The 11999-nt window shown below is 35.6% G+C and carries 8 protein-coding genes and 1 other annotated feature; all 8 genes read right to left on the reverse strand.

Annotated elements, in window-relative coordinates; translation table 11 throughout:
* Nucleotides 1-3 precede the first annotated feature (3 nt).
* The 8 genes from QM512_RS04840 to QM512_RS04875 all read right to left on the reverse strand — a co-directional run bounded on the left by QM512_RS04840 (nt 4) and on the right by QM512_RS04875 (nt 11952).
* The gene (locus QM512_RS04840) at nt 4-684 is read right to left on the reverse strand and encodes an HAD family hydrolase (RefSeq protein ID WP_282806381.1); all 681 of its coding nucleotides are present in this window, start codon (nt 682-684) and stop codon (nt 4-6) included.
* Nucleotides 674-1939, reverse strand: coding sequence for a bifunctional folylpolyglutamate synthase/dihydrofolate synthase (locus QM512_RS04845; RefSeq protein ID WP_282806382.1), 1266 nt, complete (start codon nt 1937-1939; stop codon nt 674-676). Before QM512_RS04845 ends, QM512_RS04840 begins: the two co-directional genes overlap by 11 nt.
* 2 nt (nt 1940-1941) lie before the next feature.
* Nucleotides 1942-4581, reverse strand: coding sequence for a valine--tRNA ligase (locus QM512_RS04850; RefSeq protein WP_282806383.1), 2640 nt, complete (start codon nt 4579-4581; stop codon nt 1942-1944).
* 40 nt (nt 4582-4621) lie between these two features.
* Nucleotides 4622-4830, reverse strand: a binding site (T-box leader).
* A 41-nt stretch (nt 4831-4871) separates the two neighbouring features.
* A complete protein-coding gene (locus QM512_RS04855) occupies nt 4872-7499 on the reverse strand; it encodes a cation-translocating P-type ATPase (RefSeq protein ID WP_282806384.1) in 2628 nt (875 codons plus the stop codon).
* Between the two features lie 211 nt (nt 7500-7710).
* Nucleotides 7711-8808, reverse strand: coding sequence for a glycerophosphodiester phosphodiesterase (locus tag QM512_RS04860; RefSeq protein WP_282806385.1), 1098 nt, complete (start codon nt 8806-8808; stop codon nt 7711-7713).
* A 10-nt stretch (nt 8809-8818) separates the two neighbouring features.
* Nucleotides 8819-9520, reverse strand: a complete 702-nt coding sequence (locus tag QM512_RS04865; RefSeq protein WP_282806386.1) for a pseudouridine synthase — start codon at nt 9518-9520, stop codon at nt 8819-8821.
* Nucleotides 9521-9570: 50 nt separating this feature from the next.
* On the reverse strand, nt 9571-10788 hold the full coding sequence (gene thiI, locus QM512_RS04870; RefSeq protein ID WP_282806387.1) for a tRNA uracil 4-sulfurtransferase ThiI: 1218 nt from the start codon (nt 10786-10788) through the stop codon (nt 9571-9573).
* 9 nt (nt 10789-10797) lie between these two features.
* A complete protein-coding gene (locus QM512_RS04875; RefSeq protein ID WP_282806388.1) occupies nt 10798-11952 on the reverse strand; it encodes a cysteine desulfurase family protein in 1155 nt (384 codons plus the stop codon).
* Between the last annotated feature and the right edge of the window lie 47 nt (nt 11953-11999).

Below are 11999 nucleotides of genomic sequence, written 5' to 3' on the forward strand. Positions count from 1 at the left end.
AAACTACTCAATTTTTTCAATAAAAGTATAAAAATCTTTACAAATTAATGTCGCATTCTTTTTATCTAAATCTGTTGCTTGCTTTAAGTCTGGAACCATTACGCATTTTAAACCCGCAGCACTTGCAGCCGCAACACCGGTACTTGAATCTTCAAATACTAATAGATTATCTGCCGGAAGTTGCATCTTTTTTGCCGCTAGCAAATAAATATCTGGTGCAGGTTTTGCTTTAATTTTTCCTGCCTCAACGTCTTTATAACTTAGATAAAAATCAAAATAATCTTTTATTTTTAAAACATCCAAATTATGGGCAACTACTTCATCGTAATTACTTGATGCAATTGCTAATTTAACCTGCCTTTTCTTAAATAGTTGTAACGCCTCTAGCACACCAGGTTGAAGTTTTAGTTTTCCTTCATCAGTCCATTTCCAAACCAATTCATCAGTTCTTTTAATAAACTTATCTCGATCCGCTTTAGTTTTAAAATGTCGATGATAAAACTCTTCCATTTCTTTAACTGAGGAGCCAACTAGTTTCAAATAGCTGTCGTCAGGTATATCCAAGTTTGCTTCTTTGGCTGCAACAATATTAGCATCCCAATACAACTTTTCTGAGTTAACAAGTAACCCATCCATATCAAAAATGACGCCTTCAATTGGTTCAGTGATATCTTTAATTTTCATTTTTACCTCTTTTGCAGTTAGCCAAAACTGCACCAACTAAATAAAAAGACCCTGTCACTAACAGCATATCATCTGGCTTCAATCTATTCTTTAAATTATTGTATGCTAGTTCAAAATTTTCCTCATAATTATATTTTTCTTGAGCTTCTTTAGGAAAATCTTCTAGCTTAGCCGCTCTAGGATAATTTATTCGCGTTAAAGTAACCTTTTCATCCTTGAATAATTCTGTAATCAAACCCAAGTCCTTGTCTTTCATCATCCCAAGAAGTACATATAACTGGCCTTTATTCTTTTTTCGAACTATTTGAAGTAAATTTGTCATTGCTTGTAAATTATGTGCTCCATCAACAATTATTTCAGGCTTAGTTTGAACTACATCATATCTGCCGGGAATATGAGTTTCATTAATTGCCTCTTCGATCATTTGCTTGCTTAAGCTCAAATTCAAAAGCTGAATCGCTTGAACTGCTACCCCAATATCATAGGCTTCTACTAATGGACGCAGCAAAAATTGATAACAATTCTCTGAATCTCGATATTTAATCGCATTTTTAGATACTTCAATTCGAAAATCTCTCCCCAATAAAAAGGACTTTGAATTTTTACCACGAGCTTTATCGAGCAAGATCTTTAAAACATCTTTTGGGATATTCCCTAGTACAACAGGCCGATTCTCTTTAATTATGCCACTTTTTTCTCTAGCAATATCTGTTAAAGTAGGTCCAATTATTTTTTCATGGTCAAGGCCAATAGTTGTAATCACACTGACTTCAGGAATAATTACATTAGTCTTATCATGCTCTCCACCAATTCCAACTTCGATTACTGCATAGTCGCATTTCTTCTGAGCAAAAAATTGAAAAGCCAGAGCTACTTCATATTCAAATGTCACTAGAGAAAAGTTAGGATCATCTTTTCTAAGAGTATCAATTGCAAGTTCGATTTCATTAGCCTGACTAATCAGATCGGCATCACTTATATTCTCACCATTTAATTGAATTCTTTCATTAAATTCATAAATATAAGGAGACACAAAAAGGCCAGTCTTTTGACCGGCCTTTTGCAATAAACTACTCAAATAATAGGATGTCGACCCTTTACCATTCGTCCCGGTAACATGAATAGTCTTAACACTATCTTGGGGATTATTTAACTCTCTTAAAATCCTTTTGATATAGCTTAGATCATTCTTAGGATGGAGCTTTGGCAATGAATATATTCTTTTAATTACTTGGTCAACATTAGTAAATCTCACTTCTATTTACTTTCCTTTAATTCTTTCATTCGTTCACGAACACCAGCAAGTTGACTTTCGTAGTCAGCCTTCTTTTCTTTTTCTTTATTTACAACAGCTTCAGGAGCATGAGCAACAAAGCCTTGGTTTGAAAGTTTCTTTTCAGCTCTTTGTACTTCTTCTTCAAGACGCTTTTCTTCTTTTTCCATCTTCTTAATTTCATCATCAACATTAACTAATTCAGTCAATGGGACAAAAATTTGAGCGCCCGGAATCACAGCAGTCTTAGCAAGTTTCGGTGCTTCAATATCAGCTGAAACTTGTAAATCTTTAGGATGTAAGAAGTTTTCTACATATTCAGCATTGTCATCTAAAATATGTTTATTTGCTTCATCGTCTAATTGAATCATAATATCAATTTGTGAAGACATAGGAGCATTAACTTCCATTCGAATATTACGTACAGCTTTAATAACTTCAATTAAGAAGGCCATATCATTATCTGCTTGCTTGTTTTCAAACTCTTCATGAGTTTCAGGATATTTAGCAGTCATAATTGATTTACCTTCATGAGGCATTGAAAGCCATAACTTTTCAGTAACAAATGGCATAATTGGGTGCATTAAACGTAAGATTTGATCAAGAATCCAAATTAGATTTTCTTGTTTTCTTGCCTTTAATTCTTCATCGTCGCCATTTAAAGCAACCTTAGAAATTTCAATATACCAGTCACAAAAGTCATTCCAAATGAAATTGTAAAGTTCACGACCAGCTTCACCGAATTTGTATTCATCAAACAAACGGGTAACTTCTGATACAGTGTGATTTAATCTATCAAAAATCCAGCTATCTGCTAAATCAAATTTAGTAGTATCTGGCATATGAGCTGGTTGAGCATCAGCTGGCAAGTTCATAATTACAAAACGACTTGCATTCCAAATCTTGTTGATGAAGTTCCAGGCTGCAGCTAACTTCTTTGGATCATAACGAGTATCTTGACCAGGAGCAGTACCGTTTAATAGGAACCAACGTAAAGCATCAGCACCATACTTATCAACAACATCCATCGGATCAACACCATTGCCAAGTGACTTACTCATCTTACGTCCTTGTTCGTCACGCATTAAACCATGCAAAACGACATCCTTAAATGGACGCTTCTTAGTAAAGTGAAGACCTTGGAAGATCATTCTTGATACCCAGAAGAAAATAATGTCGTAACCAGTAACTAAAGTATTAGTTGGGAAGTAACGTTTAAAGTCAGGATTATCTGTATCTGGCCAACCTAATGTTGAAAATGGCCAAAGAGCACTTGAGAACCAAGTATCTAAAACATCTGGATCTTGTTCCCAGTTTTCAATATCCTTAGGTGCTTCTTCACCAACATAAGTTTCACCAGTCTTCTTATTATACCAAGCTGGAATACGGTGACCCCACCATAATTGACGAGAAATTACCCAGTCATGAACGTCTTCCATCCAGTGGTTCAAAGTTCCTTCAAATCGCTCTGGAACAAAGTTAACTTTGCCGTCAGTCTTTTGATTCTTAAGAACTTCTTCTGCAAGTGGCTTCATCTTAACAAACCATTGCTTAGAAAGTCTTGGCTCTACTTGAACGCCTGAACGTTCTGAGTGACCAACTGAGTGGACGATTGGCTCTACTTTAATTAAGTAGCCCTCTTCTTTTAAGTCCTTTACTAAAGCTTCACGAGCTTCAAAACGATCCATACCAGCATACTTACCAGCTTCTTCGTTCATAGTTCCGTCATCATTCATTACATTAATTCTTTCAAGATTGTGACGGTTACCTACTTGGAAGTCGTTAGGATCGTGCGCTGGTGTAATTTTAACTAAACCAGTACCAAATTCTGGATCTACATGTTGGTCTTCAATAATTGGAATATGACGGCCAACAAGTGGAAGTACTAATTCTTTACCCACAATATCCTTGTAGCGTTCATCCCCTGGTGCAACAGCAACAGCAGTATCACCAAACATAGTTTCAGGACGTGTAGTTGCAATTTCAACAAAGCCTGATCCATCTGCAAATGGATATTTCACATGGTAAAATGCACCCTTGTCATCTTTGTGAATAACTTCTATATCACTAAGAGCTGTTTGTAATTCTGGATCCCAGTTAATAATGTATTCACCGCGGTAGATTAGTCCTTCGTTATATAATTGAACGAAAACTTTTCTAACTGCTTTGGATAGACCTTTATCAAGGGTAAATCTTTCTCTTGAATAATCAAGAGATAATCCCATTTTAGCCCATTGGCCCTTGATGATATTTGCATATTCATCTTTCCAGTCCCAAACTTGCTTAACAAAAGCTTCACGCCCCATTTGGTGACGATCTTTACCTTGCTTGCGCAATTTTGCTTCAACTTTAGCTTGAGTTGCAATACCAGCATGATCCATACCAGGAAGGTAAAGAGTATCATAGCCTTCCATTCGTTTGAAACGAATTAATGTATCTTGAATTGCTGTATCCCAAGCATGTCCCAAGTGCAACTTACCAGTTACGTTTGGTGGTGGAATAACAATTGAATAAGGATGAGCTTTTTTATCGCCAGATGGCTTAAAAAGATCTTCATCAAGCCACTCTTGATATCTCCCCTTTTCAACCTCATTAGGATTATATTTAGGTGCTAAATCTGTCATTAAAATTCCTCCAATAAAAAAGTCCTAGACAACTTATATTGTCTAGGACGAAATTTTCCGCGGTACCACCTACGTTAGATATACAAATGTATATCTCTCTTATAAGCGATAACGGCGCTGAAGTGTCCGGATTAACCTACTAAAGTTCAATTAATCAGCTAATCAAGCTACTCGTAAAATTCTTAAGTCTCTCAGCATACTGACTTTTCTCTGTAATGCGAATTTACTCCTCTTGATTCTTGCTTTGTTTATGATTATAGCATGAAAGAAAACAAGATAAAAGGTGAGAATTAAGCTCTATTTTCTCTAATTACTTTTACTAATTGGATTAAAATGGTTGGAATAATTGCTAAAACCACAATCAGCCAAACTTCTTGTCCGCTTAATGGCTGAACGGCAAATAATCCATGAAGTGCTGGTACAAAGAGAATTAAGGCTAAAAGTGCAGTGCCTAATGCAAAAGCTGCCAAACTGTACCAATTATTTTTAAATCCAATCTTAAAAATACTACGCTGTGAACGACAATTAAAGCCATGAAGTAAACGTGCAAATGTTAAAGTTGAAAAGGCCATAGTACATGCAATTGCAGGACTGTCTTTTAAACCAATTAAGAATGCAGCAATAACACTCAATGAAATCAAAAAGCCTTGCGTACTTATTTGAGTAACAAATGGTTTATCTAATAAGCTAGCTTTAGGATCTCGCGGTTTACGCTTCAAAATATCAGGATTTCCTGGCTCCATTCCGATTGCTAAAGCTGGAAGAGAGTCAGTAACCAAGTTAATGAATAAAAGTTGTACTGCAACAAATGGCACTGGCAATCCCGCAATTGAAGCAAAAAGAACTGTAATAATCGCTGACAAGTTACCTGATAATAAGTAGCCAATCGCATTCTTGATATTTTCATAAACAGTTCTACCATTAGCTACAGCCTTGATGATCGTAGCAAAGTTATCGTCAGTTAAGATCATACTTGCGGCATCTTTTGACACCTCAGTACCAGTAATTCCCATGGCAACCCCAACATCAGCTTTTTTAAGAGCCGGTGCATCGTTAACACCGTCCCCAGTCATTGATACAATGTGGTTCTTTCTTTGCCATGCATTAACAATTCTGATCTTATTTTCTGGAGAAACACGAGCATATACTGCAACTTTTTCGATTTGTTGATCTAATTCTTCATCGCTTAGGGCATCTAATTCTAAGCCAGTTAATGCCAAGTCTCCATCTGTAAAGATACCAATCTTTTTAGCAATTGCTACTGCAGTCACTTTATGGTCACCCGTAATCATCACTGTTCTAATACCAGCTTCTTTTGCACGGGCAACGGCTGCAACACTTTCCTTTCTTGGTGGATCCATTTCTGAAACCAAACCAATGAAAGTCAAATCTTTTTCAGTATCTGTAGATAATTCTTCATCGCTTTCTTTGTAAGCAAATGCTAAGACTCTTAAGCCATTTTCAGAAAAATGATTATTTTGTGCTAAGATCTCTTTTCGATCCTGCTCAGTGATTGGCCGTACTTCATCCCCAAAACGAATATTTATACAACGCTTAAGTAAAACATCGATTGCCCCTTTAACGAAAATTGTAGGAACAGTATGTATCAGGTGCTTTGTACTCATCAACTTTCGATCAGAATCAAAAGGTACTTCTTCCAAACGATCTAAGTGATTTCTCAATTCACTTTCTGATAATCCTAACTTTCCATCTCCAAGATCAATTCCCGGAACCTTGCGATACATTTCAAGCAAAGCTGATTCTGTTGGGTCACCAATCTTCTTACCATCTGAAAAGCTAGCATCATTATTTAGAACTACATCATATAGTAAATAACGATGTAATTGATTACTTAAATCAAGTTCTTCAGGTTTAAGAATCTTACCACCGATATAAATATCTTCAACAGTCATCTTATTTTGAGTCAAAGTTCCAGTTTTATCAGAACATATTACAGAAACCGAACCCAAGGATTCAACAGCTGCTAAATTTTTGATAATGGCATGTTCCCTTGCCATTTTTTGTGTTCCCATAGCTTGCACAATTGTAACAATCGAACTTAAAGCTTCTGGAATAGCAGCAACCGCTAAAGCCACTGCAAATAACAGAGCATCTAGTAAAGGTTGTCCGCGCCACATTTGTAATCCTAAGATCAAGGCACAAAAAATCAAAATTGCGGTTGCCAAACGAGAAGAAAATTGATCAAGTGAAACTTGAAGGGGCGTTCTACGCTCCTTAGTTTCATTCATTAAAGTAGCAATTTTACCAATTTCAGTGTCCATTCCAGTTGCTGTAACCAAAACATTTGCCCGTCCATATGTTACAAGCGAACTAGAATAAACCATATTTACTCGGTCTGCTAAGGGAACTTCCTTATCAAAGGTCGTATCAAGCTTATCAATATTTGTTGATTCACCAGTTAACGAGCTTTCATTTACCTGTAATGAAAAGTTATCTAAAATTCTACCGTCAGCAGTAACCAAGTCTCCTGCCTCAAGTAAAAGAATATCGCCTGGGACAACATCTTTTGCAGCAATTTCCTGCTTCTTGCCACTCCTTAAAACTTTAGCAACAGGCGCTGATAGTGATTTTAAAGCTTCTAATGATTTTTCAGCCTTAACATGTTGCACAGTTCCTAAAATTGCATTCAAAATCAAAACAACAATGATTACTGCTGTACTTTCTAAATTACCGGTAAATGCGGAAATTATAGCGGCAACGATCAAGATAATGACCATTAAGTCTTTGAATTGTTCTAAAAAGACTTCTAAGATGCCTTTTTTCTTACCTTCCACTAAGGCATTAGGTCCCACTTGAGCTAATTTTTCTTGAGCGGCCTTATTAGTCAAGCCCTGCTTTTCATTTGCTCCTAATTCTTTTAGAAGCTCTTCTTTACCTTCACGATAGTATGCTTTCACTTAAACCCTCCATCTAATGGAAAAACCAGACTTTGGCATAAAAAAAGAGACCATTGTCTGAACAAAAAACGTTTAGCCAATAGTCTCACCATTTAAACTTACAGCGGAAAAATTATTTTCGTTCTGACGCCGTAAGTACACCTTATGCCGGTTACTCCCTATATGTTGATTATAAGTTTATCATTTTTCATTTAAGCTAGCAATAAAAAATTTACTGTTTTATCCATTGAGATCCACCTAAATTATAGGCAATTTTTCCCTGCACTTTTTTCTCTGCAAAATAATTCCAGCTACTATTCTTAGGTAGTTTCCTGCCAGAGCATTTTTCAAAGGAAGGATCTGTATAAATCAATGCTGCTTGCTGCAATTTGATTTTGCCTTGACGCAATTTTGGAGCAAAGCCATCATAATTTTTAAATTTATCATAGCTAACCCAAATACCAGGTTTTACATGATAAAAAAGTTGATTATTTTTCATTTTTACCTGATCTACATAAAATGAATTTCCATTTTTTAAATCCATCTGCCCAGAAATTGATTCACTAGGGAAAGAAATATCGACATATTTTATTTTAAAAATATTATTTTTATGCAAAATTTGAGCTAGTTTAACTGGATAATCAGTTAAGATGCCTGATACTTCCCCGCCTTGTAAATATTGCTGCATCTTTTCTTTCGAATTAACGCCCCAGAGCAAATAATCTTTCCCCGTATCATTTAAGTAATTTGCAGCTTTTTTTGAATAAAAATTATTCGCATAAGATTGCGTTAAAGGCGATATTTTAAAATCACCAGACAATTGAGCTGTAGGAATTTGGTGATCAAGTTTTAAAGCATTAATCAGAATAGCTTTAGAAAATGACTCTAATAAAACACGATTCTCTAGATGATATTGCTTAATTAAATCAAGTAAAAGCTTAATATCCTTTTCACTATCTCCCTTAGGCTCAATCATAAACCTCACTTTTGAATTGCGATAACGTTTAAATACTTCTTCAAGACTATGAATAGATTCACCATTTTGGTTTTTATACCTCAGGAGATCTTGATAAGAACTATCACTAATAGTTTTATCGATACCGAATACTCTACTTAAATTCTCATCATGACTTACTACTAAGACATTATCTGATGTTTTTTGTAAATCAAGCTCTAAATAATTAGCTTGCACACAAAGTGCTCGATCATAAGCAACCCAGCTATGTTCTGCAAACTTCCCACCTTCATTATCTCCGCGATGCGCGATATTTAAAAAACCACAAGTAAAAGGAAAAACCAAAATGAAGAAAACAAAAATAACTTTTTTCATAAACCTTTCCTTACTTAATTTCTTTTCGATCTATTTCTTTGTATTTTCCACGTTTTAAATCAGCCGGCAAACGCAATTTTCCCATTGAAAGCCGGTCTAATTCTATTACCTTCATCCCGACAGCCCTAAACATACGCTTGATTTGATGATACTTACCTTCTTGTATTTCAATCTCAATCTCTGATAAATCTTGGGCTCTATCTTGTTTTAAGATCTTTAACTTTGCTGGTTTTAACTTGGTACCATCCCCTAAGATCATTCCACTGGCAAAAGTTTTTACTGTTTTTTCATCAGCTATACCTGCTATTTTTGCACGATATATTTTGGCAACGTGTTTATTAGGCGCTAATAATTCATGAGCTAACGCACCATCATTTGTTAAAAGGAGCAAGCCGGTCGTATCCTTATCTAACCTACCCACAGGAGCAATTCCTTGATAGCGATCCTTATCATCTAATAATGAAATAACAGTTTGCTGACTCCTGTCTTCTGTGGCAGAAATTACACCTTTAGGTTTATTTAATAAGAAATAATGATATTGCTGATAGCTAATCTTTTCACCTGAAACTACCACTTGATCATCTTCTTCAACTTGTTGCTTCGGCGTTGTTACTAGTTCACCATTAACAGTCACTACTTTATTTTTAATAAGAGTATGAACTTGTTTCCGCGAGCCAACATTCATATTGGCTAAATACTTATCAATTCTCATCTGCTATATCTTTCTAAAATAAAAAGCGCTAGCTTTTTGCTAGCACTTTTTTACAATAAATCTGCGTCTTCTTGAGCCTTGTCATCCAAGAATTTTTGATTTGGATAAATTGGTGTAATCTCCATTCCATCAATTGCGCGTTGGATCATTCCTTCAGCATCAAGTCTACCCTCTAACTTACGAGCTTCGTCTAGCTTAGGCTTAGTCTTTGGACGAGGTGGCGCGAAAATTGTACAACAATCTTCAAATGGTTCAATAGAAAGATCAAACGTACCAATTTGTTCAGCCAGCTTAATGATTTCAGTTTTATCCATGGTAGCCACTGGACGGAGCACAGGTGTAGAAGTTACATCGTTAATTGCAACCATTGATTCCAGTGTTTGAGAAGCTACTTGTCCAACTGACTCACCGTTAAAAATTGCCAAACCGCCACGCATGGCACGAATGCGATCTGCTAATTGAAGCATAAAACGACGCTGGATTGTCATCAAATAACCTTCTGGCAACTTTTCCTTAATCTGTTCCTGAATCTCAGTAAAAGGTACCGCAATAAAGTTAATCTTTCCTGAATAATTAGCTAAAATTCCAGTAAGTTCCTTTGCTTTAGCAAGCGCCTTTTCAGTAGTGTATGGAGGACTAAAGAAGTGAACCATATCAATTTCAACTCCACGCTTCATTGCTAAATAAGAAGCTACGGGAGAATCAATTCCACCTGAAAGCATCATTACAGCTCTTCCTGCTGTACCAACTGGCATTCCACCTGCACCATGAAGGAGTTGATTTGAAATATAGATTGCATCTTGACGAACTTCAATTCTCAAGACCAAGTCAGGCTTTTTCATCTTAACCTTTAAATTATCCATATTATCAAATAAGTAGTCACCAATCATAGTGTTTAATTGATTTGTATCATATTCAAAGTCATGATCACTACGTCTAGTATTAACTTTAAAAGTCATTCCATCTTTAAAAGTTGCTTGCATTAATTCAAGCGATGCTTTCTTAATGGCATCAAGATTTTTTTCAACTTTGATAGTTGGTGAATAAGTTTGAATACCAAACACAAGCTTTAAGCGTTGATCAATTTTATCAAATGGAGCACCATTTAAGACAATATGCATCCGATCATGCTTAGGATGTATTTCAATTTCTGGAAAATCTTGCAAGGCTCTAGTTACATTCCCTGCTAGTCTTCCAATAAAATCTTTACGATTTTTTCCTTTAGTGGATAATTCACCGTAACGAACCATTACTTCTGTATATTGCATATTTTCACCTTATTTCAAATGATTAATTTCAGCGAAGTGCGTATATATTTTATCAAAAACTGAAATAAATTGCTCAGCTTCTTCTATTGTATTACTTGGATCAAAACTCAATCTAATTGCACCGGTAGCTAAATCATCTTCTATTTTCATTGCATTTAATGTTCCACTTTCGACACCACTTCTTGAAGAACATGCACTAGTAGTTGAAACATAAATATCCTTTGATTCAAGTGTATGAACCAAAGTTTCTCCTCGAATACCTTCTAAAGAAAAACATAAAACACTAGGAATAAAGTTATCGTTTATTGGAGAAAAAATGTGAATTCCAGGCTTTCCATCAAGATAGGAAACAATTTTCTTTTTAACTGCTAACTCTTTTTCAGCATTCTTCTTTTCATCTGATAAGTAGAGTCGCATTGCTTTGGCTGTTGCTGCAATTGCAGGCAAGTTTTCTGTACTTGAGCGCAAACCCTTTTCTTGACCACCGCCATCAATTAATGGTTTTATCATCTTACCTTCTTTTTTATAAAGAATACCAACTCCGCGAGGTGCATGGAATTTATGAGCCGATAAACTCATCAAATCTACACGATCAGTAAATACCTCATCCCAAATGTCCTTTCCTAAAGCTTGGACATTATCGACATGAAAAGTAACATTTGGATAATCGGCTAAGATTTGACTAATTTCTCTAATCGGCTGAATCGTACCAATTTCATTATTTACGCCCATAATTGAAACCAAAATTGTTTCTTTATCAAGAGCAGCTTTTAAATCATCCGGGTTAACTTGACCATTTTTATCAACTGGTAAAACAGTTACACGAAAGCCTAAATCTTCAAGTGCACGTACTGAATTCAAAACAGCAGCATGTTCAACACTCGAAGTAATAATATGGTTACCAAATTCTTTTTTAGCTAAAGCAGTTCCCTTGATAGCCCAGTTATCTGATTCACTTCCACTTGAAGTGAAAAAAATCTCATGTGGTTTTACATTTAATAAACTAGCAATCTGCTTTCTAGATGCTTCCAAAAGTTGATGAGAGCGATCTCCCATTTTGTGTAAGCTTGAAGGATTTCCCCAGATATCCTTTGTTACCTTATCATATGTTTCTAAAGCAGCAGGGTAAACTGCTGTTGTAGCACTATTATCAAAATAGATCATTTTCTTTCTCCCCTAAAAAACGACCATTAAATGGTCGTTCGATAATC

The sequence above is a fragment of the Lactobacillus isalae genome (assembly GCF_947539375.1).
Taxonomy (GTDB): Bacteria; Bacillota; Bacilli; order Lactobacillales; family Lactobacillaceae; genus Lactobacillus; species Lactobacillus isalae.

What these genes read in the sequence shown, in the direction of transcription:
- thiI (WP_282806387.1), bottom strand. Translation starts at nt 10,788, where the DNA reads ATGCAATATACAGAAGTAATGGTTCGTTACGGTGAATTATCCACTAAA.
- QM512_RS04850 (WP_282806383.1), bottom strand. Translation starts at nt 4,581, where the DNA reads ATGACAGATTTAGCACCTAAATATAATCCTAATGAGGTTGAAAAGGGG.
- QM512_RS04875 (WP_282806388.1), bottom strand. Translation starts at nt 11,952, where the DNA reads ATGATCTATTTTGATAATAGTGCTACAACAGCAGTTTACCCTGCTGCT.
- QM512_RS04865 (WP_282806386.1), bottom strand. Translation starts at nt 9,520, where the DNA reads ATGAGAATTGATAAGTATTTAGCCAATATGAATGTTGGCTCGCGGAAA.
- QM512_RS04840 (WP_282806381.1), bottom strand. Translation starts at nt 684, where the DNA reads ATGAAAATTAAAGATATCACTGAACCAATTGAAGGCGTCATTTTTGAT.
- QM512_RS04860 (WP_282806385.1), bottom strand. Translation starts at nt 8,808, where the DNA reads ATGAAAAAAGTTATTTTTGTTTTCTTCATTTTGGTTTTTCCTTTTACT.